Annotated in this window: 16 protein-coding genes; 13 read left to right on the forward strand and 3 right to left on the reverse strand. The window is 63.8% G+C overall.

Going from position 1 to position 15956, the window contains the following annotated elements; all coding sequences use genetic code 11:
• Positions 1–145: 145 nt before the first annotated feature.
• From rsxA to CKO11_RS04880, 8 genes are read left to right on the forward strand one after another with little or no spacing between them, the layout of a single operon-like run.
• Positions 146–727, forward strand: a complete 582-nt coding sequence (gene rsxA / locus CKO11_RS04845) for an electron transport complex subunit RsxA (protein ID WP_223633585.1) — start codon at positions 146–148, stop codon at positions 725–727.
• Positions 728–748: 21 nt separating this feature from the next.
• Entirely contained in the window at positions 749–1324 is a 576-nt protein-coding gene (locus tag CKO11_RS04850; protein WP_223633588.1) for an RnfABCDGE type electron transport complex subunit B, read from the forward strand.
• Positions 1321–2883, forward strand: coding sequence for an electron transport complex subunit RsxC (gene rsxC / locus CKO11_RS04855; RefSeq protein ID WP_223633591.1), 1563 nt, complete (start codon positions 1321–1323; stop codon positions 2881–2883). The genes CKO11_RS04850 and rsxC overlap by 4 nt, the downstream gene beginning before the upstream one ends.
• Positions 2880–3980, forward strand: a complete 1101-nt coding sequence (locus CKO11_RS04860; protein WP_223633594.1) for an RnfABCDGE type electron transport complex subunit D — start codon at positions 2880–2882, stop codon at positions 3978–3980. Before rsxC ends, CKO11_RS04860 begins: the two co-directional genes overlap by 4 nt.
• Entirely contained in the window at positions 3977–4636 is a 660-nt protein-coding gene (rsxG, locus tag CKO11_RS04865) for an electron transport complex subunit RsxG (protein ID WP_223633597.1), read from the forward strand. Before CKO11_RS04860 ends, rsxG begins: the two co-directional genes overlap by 4 nt.
• A complete protein-coding gene (locus CKO11_RS04870) occupies positions 4636–5367 on the forward strand; it encodes an electron transport complex subunit E (protein WP_223633599.1) in 732 nt (243 codons plus the stop codon). Before rsxG ends, CKO11_RS04870 begins: the two co-directional genes overlap by 1 nt.
• Positions 5364–5621 carry an RnfH family protein gene (locus CKO11_RS04875; RefSeq protein WP_223633600.1) on the forward strand — a complete coding sequence of 86 codons (258 nt, stop codon included), beginning with the start codon at positions 5364–5366 and terminating at the stop codon, positions 5619–5621. Before CKO11_RS04870 ends, CKO11_RS04875 begins: the two co-directional genes overlap by 4 nt.
• A gap of 14 nt (positions 5622–5635) precedes the next feature.
• Positions 5636–6640, forward strand: a complete 1005-nt coding sequence (locus CKO11_RS04880) for an FAD-dependent oxidoreductase (RefSeq protein WP_223633602.1) — start codon at positions 5636–5638, stop codon at positions 6638–6640.
• 86 nt (positions 6641–6726) lie between these two features.
• On the opposite strand, the gene katG is transcribed toward CKO11_RS04880, so the two are convergent.
• Positions 6727–8898, reverse strand: a complete 2172-nt coding sequence (gene katG, locus CKO11_RS04885) for a catalase/peroxidase HPI (protein WP_223633604.1) — start codon at positions 8896–8898, stop codon at positions 6727–6729.
• Between the two features lie 116 nt (positions 8899–9014).
• On the opposite strand from katG, the gene CKO11_RS04890 reads away from it, so the two are divergent.
• Entirely contained in the window at positions 9015–9950 is a 936-nt protein-coding gene (locus CKO11_RS04890; RefSeq protein WP_223633606.1) for a hydrogen peroxide-inducible genes activator, read from the forward strand.
• Between the two features lie 93 nt (positions 9951–10043).
• Positions 10044–11294 carry an NnrS family protein gene (locus CKO11_RS04895; protein WP_223633608.1) on the forward strand — a complete coding sequence of 417 codons (1251 nt, stop codon included), beginning with the start codon at positions 10044–10046 and terminating at the stop codon, positions 11292–11294.
• Here the strand turns inward: CKO11_RS04895 and CKO11_RS04900 are convergent.
• Both CKO11_RS04900 and CKO11_RS04905 read right to left on the reverse strand, forming a co-directional pair.
• Positions 11291–11854 carry a UbiX family flavin prenyltransferase gene (locus CKO11_RS04900; RefSeq protein ID WP_223633610.1) on the reverse strand — a complete coding sequence of 188 codons (564 nt, stop codon included), beginning with the start codon at positions 11852–11854 and terminating at the stop codon, positions 11291–11293. The genes CKO11_RS04895 and CKO11_RS04900 overlap by 4 nt on opposite strands.
• A complete protein-coding gene (locus tag CKO11_RS04905) occupies positions 11851–13362 on the reverse strand; it encodes a UbiD family decarboxylase (RefSeq protein ID WP_223633613.1) in 1512 nt (503 codons plus the stop codon). The genes CKO11_RS04900 and CKO11_RS04905 overlap by 4 nt, the downstream gene beginning before the upstream one ends.
• Positions 13363–13498: 136 nt before the next feature.
• Between CKO11_RS04905 and CKO11_RS04910 the strand changes: the two genes are divergently transcribed.
• The 3 genes from CKO11_RS04910 to CKO11_RS04920 are packed head-to-tail and all read left to right on the forward strand — an operon-like array spanning position 13499 to position 15926.
• Entirely contained in the window at positions 13499–14044 is a 546-nt protein-coding gene (locus CKO11_RS04910) for an SCP2 domain-containing protein (RefSeq protein ID WP_223633615.1), read from the forward strand.
• Positions 14044–15021, forward strand: a complete 978-nt coding sequence (locus tag CKO11_RS04915; protein ID WP_076483390.1) for a peptidase U32 family protein — start codon at positions 14044–14046, stop codon at positions 15019–15021. Before CKO11_RS04910 ends, CKO11_RS04915 begins: the two co-directional genes overlap by 1 nt.
• Positions 15022–15023: 2 nt before the next feature.
• Positions 15024–15926 (forward strand): U32 family peptidase, encoded by a 903-nt coding sequence (locus CKO11_RS04920; RefSeq protein WP_223633618.1) that lies wholly within the window; start codon positions 15024–15026, stop codon positions 15924–15926.
• The last annotated feature ends 30 nt before the right edge of the window (positions 15927–15956 follow it).

Consider the following 15956-nt stretch of genomic DNA (forward strand, 5'->3'; position numbering starts at 1 on the left):
CCCCTGCACAGGTCATTCCCACGCCCGCCCCGCGCGCGATGCCGCCCATCGCGGCCCAACCCTGCCCCGGCGCAGCACTTGGCACGGCACTTGCTTCACTGCTGTGACAGGTCCGCGCCACCGGCGGGCCGCAACGGAGGCCCGGATGCACGACTTCTTTTTGATCTTGCTGAGCACGGCGCTCGTCAACAACGTGGTCTTGGTGAAATTCCTTGGCCTGTGCCCCTTTATGGGGGTGTCGCGGAAAACCGATGCCGCCGTGGGCATGGGGCTGGCCACCACTTTCGTGCTGACGCTGGCCGCCGCCGCCAGCTGGTTCATCGAGGTGCTGGTGCTGGAGCCGCTTGATCTTGGCTTCTTGCGCATCCTGAGCCTGATCTTGGTGATCGCCGCCATCGTGCAATTCATCGAAACGGTGTTGCGCAAGGTTTCGCCGGGGCTGCACCGCAACCTTGGGATTTATCTGCCGCTGATCACCACCAACTGCGCGGTTCTGGGCGTGGCGCTTTTGAACATCCAAGAAGGCCACGGCTTCGCCTCCAGCCTGCTTTACGGTTTCGGCTCGGCCTTGGGCTTCACGCTGGTTCTGGTGATCTTTGCGGGCATGCGTGAACGCATGGCACAACTGGCCGTGCCCGCTGCCTTTGCCGGCGCCCCCATCGCTTTCGTTTCCGCAGGCCTTCTGTCGATGGCCTTCATGGGCTTTGCCGGCCTTGTCCCGAACTGAGTTGACCAAGGAGTAAACCAGATGATCGAAGCCGTCGCCGCGATGTCTGCCCTCGGGCTCGGGTTCGGGCTGATGCTCGGCTTTGCCGCGCGCAAGTTCTATGTCGAGACGCCGCCCGTGGTGGATGCGATCGACGCGATCTTGCCGGGCACCAATTGCGGCGCCTGCGGCTATCCGGGCTGCCATGGTCTGGCCGAAGCGATGGCGGCAGGCGAAGCCCCGGTGACCGCCTGCACGCCGGGCGGGCGCGATCTGGCGCTGGAACTGGCCGAAGTGGTCGATACCGTCGGCTGCGGCGCGGGCGGCGTGTCGCTTTCGGGCATGAGCGAGACCGAACCGATGGTGGCCTTCATTTTTGAGGACCACTGCACCGGCTGCACCAAATGCTTCAAGCGCTGTCCGACCGACGCGATCATCGGCGCGAACCGGCAGATTCATACCGTCATCACCGATGCCTGCACTGGCTGTGACGCCTGCATCGAGGTTTGTCCGACCGAGGCCATCGTGAAACGCGTCAAACCCAAGACCCTGCGCCAATGGTATTGGGAAAAACCCGAACCGCGGCTTGGCACCGCCAGCACGGAGCGTGCAGCATGAGCGTCCTTCCCTCCCTTGGCACCCTGCTTCACCCCTCGCAGTTCTTTTCCTTCAAAGGGGTGCACCCCGATCCGCGCAAACACCTCAGCTCGGAGCACGAGATCGAGGTGATGCCGGTGCCGACCCTGATCCGGCTGCCCTTGCAACAGCATATCGGCGCCGAGGCCGAACCGATCGTCGAACGCGATGATCTGGTGCTGAAAGGCCAGTTGATCGCCAAGGCGCGCGGGCCGGTGTCGGCCAATATCCATGCGCCGACCTCGGGCCGGGTGATCGCGGTGGGCCATTTCACCGCCCCGCATCCCTCGGGGCTGCCGGTGCCCACGATCACCATTCGCCCCGATGGCGAAGACAAATGGGGCGCGCGCCTGCCGCGTATCCGCCCCGAGGACGCCAGCCCCGAAGAGATTGCGGCGCAGGTCGCGGCGGCGGGCATCGTCGGCATGGGCGGCGCCACCTTCCCGTCGGCGGTGAAGCTGAACCTGCGCGCGAAATACGATCTGCACACGCTCGTCATCAATGGCGCGGAATGCGAACCCTATCTGACCTGCGATGACCGTCTGATGCGTGAACGCGCCGAGGAAATCGCCGATGGCATCGGCATCATGGGCCGCGCGCTTGGCGTGAAAAATATCATCGTCGCGATTGAATCGAACAAGCCGCAAGCGATCGAGGTGATGAGCCGCTACAACCGCGCGCTCGACTACACCTTCCAAATCAAGGTCGTGCCGACGCAATATCCGATGGGCTCGGAAAAGCATCTGGTGCGGCTGTTGACCGGCAAGGAAACGCCCGCGCGCGCGCTGACGGCGGACCTTGGCGTGGTGGTGCATAATGTGGCCACGGCCCATGCCGTCCACAATGCTGTGCGCTACGGCGAGCCGCTGATTTCGCGCATCGTCACCGTTTCGGGCCGCGCGATCAAACGCCCGGCCAATGTGAAGGTGATGATTGGCACGCCAATGTCGGAAGTGATCGACCATTGCGGCGGTTTCACCGAAGAACCTGACCGGCTGCTTTTGGGCGGGCCGATGATGGGCCAGCCGATTTCCAATCGCCGCGTGCCGATTGTGAAAGGCGCCAACGGCATTTTGGCGCTGGCCAAATCCGAAACCCCCGGTTCGGATGTGATGCCCTGCATCCGCTGCGGGCGCTGTGTGCAATCCTGCCCGGTGGGGCTGACGCCGTTTGAGATGAACGCCCGCATCCAAGCCGATGATCTGGACGGCGCGGCCAAGATCGGGCTGATGGATTGCCTCACCTGCGGCTGCTGCGCCTACACCTGCCCGGGCAATATCCCGCTGGTGCAGACCTTTCACTTTGCCAAGGGCAAACTGGCCGAAAAGCAAAGCCGCAAGCATCAGGCCGAGGAAACCAAACGCCTCGCCGAGGCGCGCAAGGCCCGAGAAGCCGCCATTGCCGAGGCAAAACGGCAAATGATGCTCAAGCGCAAGGCCGAAATGGAAGCCAAGAAGAAAGCCGCCGCAGAAAAAGCGGCCGCCGAAGCGGCCGAGGCTGAACCGGCGATGCAACAAACCCAAGGGGAGGCCAATTCGTGACCGCACAACCGCTTCTCGCCGCCCCGCATACCCATACCGTCTTCACCGTGAACCGCACGATGCTGGCGGTGGTGCTGGCGCTGACGCCCGCCACTGTGTTTGGCCTCTATCAATTCGGCTGGCCCGCAATCTTTTTGTTCGTGACCACCGTCGCTTCGGCCTATCTGTTTGAAATTCTGTCACTTTGGGTGGCAGGAAAACCCATCGGCCCGTTCGCACGCGATGGCTCGGCGCTGCTCTCCGGCTGGCTGGTGGCGATGACCTTGCCGCCCTATGCACCGTGGTGGGTGGGGGTTGTGGGCTCTGGCATCGCCATTGTCATTGCCAAGCATATGTTCGGCGGTCTGGGCCAGAACCTGTTCAACCCCGCGATGGTCGCGCGGGCGATGCTGCTGATTGCGCTGCCCGTGCATATGACCACTTGGGTGCCGCCGGTGGGCCTGCTCAATGGTCCCGATTTCCTGCAATCGCTCGCCATCACCTTTGCCGGGTCGACCGAATATGACGCGATTTCTTCGGCCTCGACACTCAGCCATATCAAAAGCCAACTTGGCGCGGGCGCCTCGATGGAGGCGATCACCCCCGATCTGGCCGATCTGAAGGCGCGGTTGTTCGGCCTTGTGCCGGGATCGATGGGCGAAACCCCGACGCTGTTGCTGTTGGCCGGGGGCTTGGCGCTGGTCTTCATGCGGATCATCACGCTTGCCATTCCGCTTTCGGTGCTGGGCACGATTGCGGGGCTGTCCTTCGTCGCCTCGACCATCTCGCCCGGAACTTTCGCGCCGCCGATCCTGCATCTGACCGCGGGCTCCACGATGCTGTGTGCCTTCTTCATCGCCACCGATTACGTGACCTCGCCGGTCTCGGCCTTGGGCAAGGTGATCTACGGCATCTGCATCGGCGCGCTGATCTTTGTGATCCGCACCTGGGGCTCGTTCCCCGAAGGCGTGGCCTTTGCGGTGCTGTTGATGAACGCCTGCACGCCGCTGATTGAAACCTATGTCCGCCCGCGTGTCTTTGGGCGCACCCGCACCGGCAAACCCTTGCCGATTGTGAAACCGAACCGCACCAAGCAATCCGCCGGAGACAAGGCATGAGCGAGGACACCAAAGACACGAAACCGGCAAAAAGCTGGCTGAAATCCTCGCCCTTCGCGCATGGGCTGATGCTGGGGCTGTTTTCGCTGGTCACCGCCGGGCTTTTGGCGATGGCCGACCAAACCACCCAAGCGCCCATCGCGCAGCGCAGTGCCGAAGATTTGGCCGCCTCGCTGGACCAGGTGCTGCCTGCCGAAATCTATGACAACAGCCCCGCCACCGATTTGCGCAGCGTCGAAGATGCTGATGAGGGCGTGGTGCAGGTGCATATCGCCGCGATGGGCAACCGCGTCACCGGCATGGCCTATGAGTTGGTGGGCTATGGCTATTCCGGCGCGATCCGGGTGCTGATCGGGATTGCGCCCGATGGCACGCTTTTGGGCGTGCGGGTGCTGTCGCATACCGAAACCCCGGGCCTTGGCGATAAGATCGAAGTCACAAAAGGCGATTGGATCGAAGGCTTTACCGGACGTTCGTTGACCGACCCCACCCCCGATGGCTGGAAGGTGAAACGCGACGGCGGCATTTTCGACCAATTCTCGGGCGCGACCATCACCCCGCGCGCCGTGGTCGCCACCATCGCCCGCGGCCTGACCTTTTTTGAGCGCAACCGCCTTGCGCTGACCGCCCCCATCCCCCGCAACGGAGACGAATGATGGCCACAGATTACGGCAAAATCGCCCGCGACGGCTTTTGGGACAAAAACATCGTCTTCGGCCAGCTTCTGGCTTTGTGCCCGGCGCTTGCCATCACCGGCACCGCAACCAATGGTCTGGGGATGGGACTGGCCTCCACGGCCGTGCTGATCGCGGCAAATGGGATCATTTCCGCGCTGCGCAAGGTGATTGCGCCGGAAATCCGCATCCCCACCTTTGTGCTGATCATCGCCTGTATCGTGACGGTGGTGGATATGGCGCTGAATGCTTGGGTGCATGACCTGCACAAGGTGCTGGGCCTGTTCATTCCGCTGATCGTGACGAACTGCGCGATTTTGGGCCGCGCGGAATCCTTTGCCTCGCGCAATGCGGTGATCCCGTCTTTGTGGGATGGGCTGATGATGGGCATCGGTTTCACCGTGGCGCTGGTGCTGGTGGGGGCTTTGCGCGAAATCTTTGGCTCGGGCACGCTGTTTGCCAATGCCTCGGTGCTGCTGGGAAGCCATTTCGCCTTCATGGAAATGACGCTCTTTCCCGATTTCCCCGGCTTTTTGATCCTGATCTTGCCGCCCGGCGGCTTCATCGTGACGGGCTTTTTGCTTGCCATCAAAGCGGTGATCGATGCACGCGGCAAATCGATTGACGAGGAAATCGAAGAAATGCGCGCGCCCAAGGTCTTTACCGCCGCCGGTGCGCTGGGTCCGGTCCCGGTTGAGGAGGATGCGCAATGATCGTCGGTGTTGCCTATGCCAAGCCGACCGCACAGGTCTGGAAACATGTCGATGTGCCCGAAGAGGCCACCGCGAAAGACGCCATCGACCGGTCGGGGCTTTTGGAACAATTCCCCGAGATTGATCTGGAAGAAAACAAGATCGGCATTTTTGGCCAGATCTGCAAACTTGACCGAGTGCTGAAGGAAGGCGACCGGGTGGAGATTTACCGCCCCATTCACCCCGAAGCCGAACTTCTTGAAAAGAAACGCTGAAAAGGAGCGATCTGATGACCCGTATGAGCCGCCGCAGCCTGACCCTAGGCCTTTTGTCCGGCGCCGCGCTGGCGGCCACGGGCACCAGCTTCGCGCTGCGCAAGGGCGAGCGCGCCCTTGTGATTGGCGCGGGCCCCGCAGGGGCCTTGGCCGCCTCGAAACTGGCCGCTTCCAACCCCGGCGCCTCGGTCACGCTGATCGAACGCGACCCGACCCGGATGGCACGCGACCCGGCCCCCGCCACCGCCTTTGACCGCCCCGCCTCGGGCGCCACCTTGTCCACCCTTGCCGCCGCCGGTGTGCAGGTGAAAATCGACGAGGTGACGGGCGTCGATTGGCGCGCAGGCCGCGCCGCGCTGTTTTCGGGCCGCAATATGGGTTTCGACCGGCTGGTGCTGGCCCCGGGCATCGCGCCGCGGGCCGAAAAGATCGCCGGGCTGGATGCCCGCGCGCGCCACGCTTGGCCCGCCGCTTGGGGCAATGCCCGCGAGGCGCGTCGGCTGACCGCGCAACTGGCTGCGCTGCAAGAAAACGGTCATGTCGTGCTGCGCCTGCCCGCCGAGATCAGCCACCCGCATGTGGCCATGACCCGCGCGCTGGCTTTGGCCCGCGCCGTGGCGGCGGTGCCGGGCGCGCGGCTCACTGTTTTGGACGAAAGCGATGATCCGGCGCTGCGTCAGGGCTTTGCCATGGCGGCGGGGCTGCAACGCATCGCGCGCAATGTGGCTTGGGTGACCCCGGCGCAGGGCGCGCGGGTGACCGCTGTCGATGCATCGCGCGGGCGGATCGTGGCCGAGGCAGGCGAGCTGCGCGCCGATGTGGTCAATTTCATCGCGCCGCAACAGGCCGGCGTCTTGGCGCAAAAGGCCGGGCTGACCGATGCCTCGGGCTGGTGCCCCTGCGACGATCAAGGCCGCTCCAACCGCGTTCTGGGCGCTGTGGTGCTGGGCGATGCGCGCAAAGCCGCTGCGCGCACCGTGGCTTGCGCGCTGGCCTCGGCGCAGGCGCTGCCGGTCTAACCCCCCCCGTCCCAGCACGGGGCGGCAAGATATTGGAAAGGCCCCGCGGGCGCACGGGGCCTTTCCTCGACTGCACGACCGAAAGATCAGGCGCGCAGGTCGAACCGGTCTGCTTCCATCACCTTGACCCAAGCGGCGACGAAATCGCAAACGAATTTCTCTTGCGCATCGTCTTGGGCATAGACTTCGGCATAGGCGCGCAAGATCGCATTCGAACCAAACACAAGGTCCACACGGCTGGCCGGCCATTTCGCGGTGCCACTGGCCCGGTCGCGCACCTCATAGCCGCCCGGCACCTGCGCCCAAGTGTTGCCCATATCGGTCAGGTTGACAAAGAAATCGGTGCTCAGCGCGCCGACGCGGTCGGTAAACACCCCCTCGTCGCCGCCGCCCGCATTGGTGCCCATCACCCGCAGGCCGCCCACCAGCACGGTCATTTCCGCCGCCGTCAGCCCCATCAGTTGCGCGCGGTCCAAAAGCAGTTCTTCCGGTGCAACGGCGTAGTCTTTCTTGAGCCAGTTGCGGAACCCGTCGTGAATCGGCTCCAATACGTCGAAGCTATCCGCATCGGTCATCTCGTCGGTCGCATCGCCCCGGCCCGGGGTAAAGGGCACCTCGGTCGGGACACCGGCCGCCTTGGCCGCCAGCTCGACCCCGACATTGCCCGCCAGCACAATCGTATCCGCGACAGAGGCCCCGGCTTCGGCGGCAAGCGGTTCCAGCACCGACAGCACCTTGGCCAGACGCGCAGGCTCGTTGCCCTCCCAATCCTTTTGCGGCGCAAGACGGATACGGGCGCCATTCGCACCGCCACGCATGTCGGACTGACGGAAGGTGCGCGCGCTGTCCCATGCGGTGGCGACCAATTCGCCGACGCTCAACCCAGAAGCGGCGATCTTTTCTTTCAGCGCGGCCACATCATAGCCCGTCGGGCCAACCGGCACCGGGTCTTGCCAGATCAGATCCTCGCTTGGCACCCACGGGCCAAGATAGCGCTGCTTCGGCCCCATATCGCGGTGCAACAGCTTGAACCATGCCCGCGCGAAGGCATCGTTGAAGGCCTCCGGATCGGCCATGAATTTCTGGCAGATCGCATTGTAGATCGGGTCCACCTTCATCGCCATATCCGCATCGGTCATCATCGGATTGTGGCGTTTGCTCGGGTCGGTGGCATCAACCGGCTTGTCTTCTTCCTTGATGTCGACGGGCTCCCATTGCCACGCCCCGGCGGGCGATTTGCGCAACTCCCATTCATGACCAAAGAGCATCTCGAAAAAGCCCATGTCCCATTTGGTGGGATGCGTGGTCCACGCCCCTTCAAGGCCCGAGGTGATGGCATTGGCGGCTTTGCCCTCCATCGTCGGGTTCGCCCAGCCAAGGCCTTGGGCCGTCACATCCGCCGCTTCCGGGTCCGCACCCAGCTTGCCCGCATCGCCGTTGCCATGCGTCTTGCCGACCGTATGCCCGCCCGCCGTCAGCGCGACGGTTTCTTCGTCATTCATCCCCATCCGGGCAAAGGTTTCGCGCACATGCAGCGCGGTTTTCGCCGGGTCGGGTTTGCCGTTCACGCCTTCGGGGTTCACATAGATCAGCCCCATCTGCACGGCGGCCAGCGGGTTTTCCATCGTGTCGGGCTTTTCGACATCGCCATAGCGGCCATCGGACGGCGCCAGCCACTCGGTCTCTGCGCCCCAATAGACGTCTTTTTCGGGCGCCCAAATATCTTCGCGGCCAAAGCCGAAACCATAGGGTTTCAGCCCCATCGATTCATAGGCCACCGTGCCCGCATAAAGGATCAGGTCCGCCCAAGAGATTTTGTTGCCGTATTTCTTTTTGATCGGCCACAAAAGGCGGCGCGCTTTATCCAGCGACACGTTATCGGGCCAGGAATTGAGCGGCGCGAAACGTTGGTTCCCGGTATTGCCGCCGCCGCGGCCATCGGCGCTGCGGTAGCTGCCCGCCGCGTGCCACGCCATGCGGATCATCAACCCGCCATAGTGGCCCCAATCGGCCGGCCACCACGATTGGCTATCGGTCATCAGCGCGTGCAGATCGGCGCGCAGCGCCTCGAAATCCAGTTCTTGCACCGCTTCACGGTAATTGAACCCCTTGAGCGGGTTGGTCTTTTCATCATGTTGATGCAAGATGTCGAGGTTCAGCGCATTGGGCCACCAGCGCATCGTATCCGCGCCCAGCGCCGTGGCGCCGCCATGCATCACCGGGCATTTGCCGCTGCTTTTCATCTCGTTTCCGTCCATCTGTCTTCCTCCCGTGGTTGCGTGTTTCGGGGCCATCCCCGTCTTCTTTCCCAAGGTAGAATTCGGACCCGATAATTTCCAATTGCATTAGCTGAAGGCTTCGATAAGAAAATCTGATGCTGAACCTGTCGATGAAACAGTTGCGCTATTTCGATGCGCTGGCGCGGCTGGGCCATTTTGGCCGCGCGGCGGAAGATTGCGCGATTTCACAACCCGCGCTGTCGGTGCAAATCCGCGAGATGGAGGCCGCCGTGGGCGGCGCTTTGGTGGAACGCTCTGCCCGGCAGATCCGGCTGACGGCGTTGGGGGCGGCCTTTGCCCCGCGGGTGCGCGATATTTTGCGCGCCGTGGATGAACTTGGCCATCTGGCGCGCAGCGCACAGGGCCCGCTAAGCGGCCCCTTGCGGCTGGGCGTGATCCCGACCATCGCGCCCTATCTTTTGCCCGCGATCGTATCGGATTGTGCCACGGCCTTTCCCGGCCTTGATCTGTTGCCGCGCGAGGCGGTGACGGGCAAGCTGGTGGGGGATTTGTTGGAGGCGCGGCTGGATGCGGCGATCATGGCGCTGCCGGTTTCGGAACCTGCATTGCTGGAAGTGCCGCTGTTTGACGAAGATTTCGTGTTGGTGCGCCCGCCCGGCGAGGCAGGCCAGCCCGTCCCCTCGGCCGAGGCGCTGCCCACAATGCGGCTGTTGCTGCTGGAAGAGGGGCATTGCTTTCGCGATCAGGCGCTGGCCTTTTGCACGCTGGGCCCCAGCCCCGGGCGCAATGTGATGGAGGGCTCGTCGCTGTCGACATTGGTGCAGATGGTCGGCGCCGGGATCGGGGTCACGCTTTTGCCCGAAATCGCGCTGCCGGTCGAAACGCGGCTGGCACAGGTGGATCTGGCGCGGTTGCCGCCCCCGGTGCCGGGGCGCAAGGTCGGGATGGTGTGGCGGCGATCTTCGCCGCTGGGACCGCAATTGCACGAGGTGGCGGCGCTGATCGCGCGGCTCGGGGCGGCGCAGCGCGATGGCGCAAAGGCCTTGGCCTTGGGCCAGACCGGCCGCTAGGCGCGGCGCGGGTGCTGCCATCTGCCGCCGCGCCACAGGCTTGCCAAGAGACGCGGTTGCGGGCACGAAAGAAGAAATACAAGGAGCCGCCTCATGTCTTTCGCGCCCCCCCGTTTGCTTCGTGAAGGTCACCGCCCGCTTTATCTTGCCGCCGCCCTGTTTGCCGTGCTGGCCGCCGGGCTTTGGGGCCATTGGATCGGCCATGGCATTGGCAACGCGCTTTTGCCCACCCGCGCCCTGCCGATTGACTGGCACGCGCATGAGCTGATTTTCGGCTATGGCGGTGCGGTGATGGCGGGGATCTTTCTGGCCTCTGCCCCGCGCTTTACCGGTTGGATTTTCTTTCCGCTTCTGACCGCGCTTTGGGTGGCCGGGCGGATCGCCATGGCGGCTTCTGGCGCGCTGTCGGCGCCCTTGGTGGCGCTGATTGATCTAAGCTTTGACGTGGTGGTGATGGCGCGGGTGGCGATGCCGCTTTTTGCGGGCAAGATCACCGCCGAAACCTTTCACGCCAAGCTTAAGACGCTGGGCTTCGTGACGATTTTCTTGCTGCACTTCCTCTCCAACCTTGTGATGCACCTCGATTGGATGGGGATTTGGGACGGGATTGCCGCGACCGGCGCGATGGCGGGGCTGATGGCTTGCGCCACGATGAACGCGGCCTTTGGCGGCAAGCTGACCGCCGCGCTGACCCGCAATGCGATGGTGCATGCCGGTGAAACCGCCCTGCCCCGCCCGCTTGCCAGCCTTGACCGTTGGGGGCCAATCTTCACCGGTCTGTGCGTGCCCGCAGCGTTCTTGCCGGTGCGGGCCTTCGGCGCGGTGCTGGTGCTTGCCGGGGCGTTGAACCTGTTTCGGGTGATGTTCTGGCGCTCTGGCTGGGCGTTTAAAAACGACGCGCTGCTGACCGGCTTCCATGTGGCCTTCATGTGCCTTGGCCTTGGCCAATATGCGATGGGGCTATCGGCGGTGACGGCGATGCAAATCTTCCCCGCCGCGATCCATTTGCTGGCCATCGGCGCGGTGGCGGGGCTGTCGATGGCGGTGATGATCAAATCGAGCCTTGGCCGCGCCGCGCGCCCCGCAGTGGCGACCAAACCGCTCAAAGCCGCAGGGATCGCGCTGATCTTGTCGCTGGCGCTGCGTGTTTCGGGCGAGCAGACGGTGACGCTGATGGCCTCGGCGCTTTTGTTCGCGGCCGCCTATGCGGCGCTGGTGGTGGGGCTTGCGCCGGCGCTCTTTGGGCGCAAACTGACCCCCGGCGAGCCTGGCGCGCGACCCTTGGGCCATGGCAAAGGCGATGGCATGACCACCACCGTGCAGATCAAGGGGCTAAGCGATTAAGGCTGCCAGCTTTGCGCTTGCGGCGGGCCAAGGCGGAGCAAATCCACGGCCCGCGCCCCGATCTGGCGGGCGATATCCTCGACCCCTTGCGGGCGCAGATAGAAGGCAGGCACGGGCGGCAGGATGATGCCGCCCATTTCCGTGACCGTGGTCATATTGCGCAGATGCGCCAGCGTCAGCGGTGCTTCGCGCGCGAGCAAGATCAGCGGACGCCGTTCTTTCAGCTGCACCGAGGCGGCACGGACCAAAAGGTTATCATCCATCCCGCAGGCAATCGCCGCGAGCGAGCGCATCGAGCACGGCGCGACAATCATCCCGGCGCTTGGCGCAGACCCCGACGCAATTGCTGCGCCGACATTGCCAATCGCATGGCTGCGGGTCGCCAAAGATTGCAGCCGCGCAAGCGCGCCCTCATCCGCCTCGGTCGCAAAGGTCAACTTCGCTGCCGAGGACATCACCAAATCGATCTCGACCTCAAGCGCATGCAGCGCCTCGGCCACGGCCAGCGACAACAGCGCACCGGAGGCGCCCGAAACGCCCAAAATCACCCGCGCGGTCATTTCACACCGCCGGGGAATTGGCGCTTCAAAACGGCCTCAGCAAAAGCCTCATCTTCGGGGCGCATTTTCATCACCGTGCCCCATTCGCGCGTGGTCTCGGTGCCGATCTTGGTGGTGGCATCGATGCCGAGCTTGCCGGCCAAGCCCTCCAACGGGGAGGCGAAATCAAGGTAATCCATCGGCGTGCGATCCAGCACCACCAGATCGCGGCCCGGATCCATCCGGGTAGCCATCGCCCAAGCGATATCATCCCAATTGCGCGGGTCGATATCGTCATCCACGACGATCACCATTTTCGTATAGCTGAACTGCGCCAGCATCCCCCAAAGCGCCATCATCACGCGGCGCGCTTGGCCGGGGTAGCTTTTCTTAATCTGCACCACCGCAATGCGATAAGAACAAGCCGCAGGCGGCAGCCAAAGGTCTTTCACCTCGGGGATTTGTTGGCGGATGACCGGCAGCGCCAGATCGTTGAACACCTCGCCAATGATCGCGGGCTCATCCGGCGGGCGGCCCGTATAGGTGGACAGATAAATCGGGTCTTTGCGATGCGTCAGCGCAGACACCCGCATCACCGGGAACGGCTCCACCGCGTTATAATAGCCGGTGTGATCGCCAAACGGGCCCTCGGGGGCGGTGTCGCCCTCGGTGATCCAGCCCTCAATCACCATTTCGGCATTGGCGGGCACCATCAGGGGCACGGTTTTGCACGGCACCAAATGGCTCCGCTGGCCGCGCAACACGCCCGAAAAAGTGAGTTCCGAGACGTTTTCAGGCAAAGGCAAAGCGGCCGAAAGCAGCGTCGCCGGGTCCGCGCCCAAAACCATTGCCACGGGCATCGGTTTGCCCGCCGCCTGCCAAGTGCGGTGATGCTGCGCGCCGCCGCGATGGGCAAGCCAGCGCATGATGATGCTTTCGGGCCCATGCAACTGCGCGCGATAGATGCCAAGGTTATACGACATCACCGCATTCACATCGGAGCCATGCGGACGCGTGACGACCACGGGCCAGGTGAAGAGCCGCCCGCCATCGCCCGGCCAAAGCTGCTGCACCGGCAACTCCTCAAGGTTCAACCCCTTGCCGGGTTCCAGAACGACCTCCTGCACCGGGCCTTTTTTCGAGATATTCACCCGTGTGGACAGCGCCGCTTTCAACATCGGCCAGCGCGAGATCGCATCGCGCATCCCCTCCACCGGTTCGGGGGTTTTGAGCGAGGCGAGAAATTCGCCCAAAGCGGGCACCTGATCAAGCGGCAGCCCCAGCCCCGCCGCCACCCGCGACGTGGTGCCGAACAGATTCGTCACCACCGGAATTTCGGCACGTTTGCCGCCGGGCAAAACAGGCGCGTCAAACCGCAGCACCGGCCCGCCCTGTTCCAAAACCGCGCGATGCACCGCAGACATCTGCAATTCCACGCCCACCGGCTCGGCGATGGCGCGTAACTCATTGCGGCCCTTTGCCCAATCCAGGAAGGACCGCAGGTCGGAAAAAACGGGTAAGCTGCGCATATGTCCTCCTAAGTCATGGTGGCGATAGCATCTAGGGTTCATCAAAGGTTTGACATTGATCAAGTTGCCGCATTGTGACCCGCGTTAAACCACCCCATCTAGGGACGGGGAGTAATCCCCCGACGAAAGGAGCGCCATGTCCGACCATGACCAAATCCCCCGCCTGCCCAAATTGATGGGTCGGGCGATGCGGCCTTTGCCGACGGCGCCGCTGTCGGTGACTTTGACCCTTTTGGCGCGCCGCATTGCCAAACGCCACCCGGGCCTGTTTCAACGGCTCGGCCAATACCGTGAAACGCGCTTCTTGCTGGATGCGACCGACCTGCCCTTCAAGCTGCTGCTGGATCTGCGCGACGGCAAGGTGAAGCTGACCGCGCATCGCACCGCCCCCGAAGCCGAGGCCCGCATTGCCGGGCCGATTGCCGGTTTTCTTGGCATGATGCACGGCGCCTATGATGGCGACGCGCTGTTTTTCTCGCGCGATTTGATCGTTGAGGGCGACACCTCTGCCGTGGTGGCGCTGCGCAATGCGATTGATGATGCGGAGCTTGACCTTTCGGCGGAGCTGGCAGAACTTGCCGGTCCGCTCAAACCCTTCGTGCAGCCCGCCGTCACATTGGCGGAAAAAGGCTCTGGCATGGTGCTGCACCGGGTCGATACGCTGGCTGGAGGCTGGACATGATGGAACTGGTTTGCCCCGCGGGCACCCCTGCCGCGCTGCGCGCCGCCGTGGAGGCTGGCGCGCATGCCGTTTATTGCGGGTTTTCCGATGAGACGAACGCGCGCAACTTTCCGGGCCTGAACTTCTCGCCCGAGGAATTGGTGCCCGCCGTTGCGGGCGCGCACAAACGCGGCGCCAAGGTGCTGGTGGCGCTGAACACCTTCCCGCGGGCGGGGGGCGAAAAGCTTTGGCACCAACGCTTGGCCGATGCCGAGGCGGCGGGCGTCGATGCGGTGATCTTGGCCGATATCGGGCTTTTGGATTATGCCGCGACGCATCACCCGAACCTGCGCCGCCACCTGAGCGTGCAAGCCGCTGCCGCCAACCCCGATGCGATCAACTTCTACGCCGAAGCCTTTGACGTGAAACGGGTTGTTCTGCCGCGCGTGCTGACCGTGGCCGAGATTTCCGCGATCAACAAAGAAATCGACGTGGAAACCGAGGCGTTCGTCTTTGGCGGGCTGTGCGTGATGGCCGAGGGGCGCTGTGCGCTGTCGTCTTATGCCACGGGTCTGTCGCCCAATATGAACGGCGTCTGCTCTCCCGCGTCCCATGTGGTCTATGCCGAAGAAGGCCCGGATCTGGCGGCGAAGCTGGGTGGCTTCACCATTCACCGCACGCCGAAAGACCGCCCCGCGCCCTATCCGACGCTGTGCAAGGGCTGCTTTACCTCGGGCGAGCAAACCGGCCATGTGTTTGAAGACCCGGTTTCGCTCGATGCGCGCCACTTGATTCCGGCGCTGGCAAAAGCGGGCGTGACCGCGCTCAAAATCGAAGGGCGGCAACGCTCGCGCGCCTATGTGGCCGAGGTGGTCCGCGCCTTCCGCGCCGCCACCGATGCCCTTGCCGATGGGCGCGAATTGCCGCTGGCAGAGCTTGCCCGGCTGACAGAAGGCCAATCCGCCACCGCCGGGGCCTATGCGAAAACCTGGAGATGACGATGGACCTGACGGTAGGCTCGAACCTGTTCTTCTGGACAGCCGACGCAACGCGCAAATTCTACGCTGACCTTGCGCAGGCCCCGGTCTCGCGGGTGGTTGTGGGCGAGGTGGTCTGTTCCAAACGGTTGCCGTTTTGGGAAGCCGAAATCCCCACCGCGCTCGCCACGCTGCAAGAGGCGGGCAAGGACGTGGCGATCTCGACCCTTGGGCTTGTCACGCTCAAGCGCGAACGCAACCAGACCGATGATATTTTCGGTATGGGCGTGCCGGTTGAGATCAACGATATCACCGCGCTCAAGCACCTGCCGGAAAACACCCCGTTTTGGGTGGGTCCGCTGGTGAACGTCTATAACGAGGGCACGGTGGCCTATCTGGCGCGCCGGGGCGCGACCCGGATCTGCCTGCCGCCCGAATTGCCGCTGGCCTCGATTGCGACCTTGGCGAAAGCGGGCAAAGAGGCGGGGGTGAAGATCGAGGTCTGGGGCCATGGGCGGTTGCCGCTTGCCATTTCGGCGCGCTGCTACCATGCGCGGCTGAATGACCGGGCCAAGGACAATTGCCAATTCATCTGCGGCGAAGACCTGGACGGGCGCGAGGTTGATACGCTTGACGGGCAGGCGTTTTTGTCGGTGAACGGCGTGCAAACGCTGTCCGCCGCCACCGGCTGCGCGGCCTATCACACCGAAGCTTTGCGCGAAGCGGGCGTTGATAGCCTGCGGCTGTCGCCGCAAACGGGCGACTTCAACGCGCTTTGCGCAGGCTATGCCGACCGGATTGCGGGCAATATCTCGCCCGAAGCTTTGGTGGCGCAACTGCTGCCCGAGGCGCCGGGTGGCCGCTTTGCCGATGGCTTCTTTACCGGGCCTTCGGGCTCCGACTGGGCGCATCCGATCCCGGCCTAAGCTTTTGGCCGGGGGCGGCAAAAGTCTGCC

It is taken from the genome of Rhodobacter sp. TJ_12 (genome assembly GCF_020023995.1).
In the GTDB taxonomy this organism is placed as follows: domain Bacteria; phylum Pseudomonadota; class Alphaproteobacteria; order Rhodobacterales; family Rhodobacteraceae; genus Rhodobacter.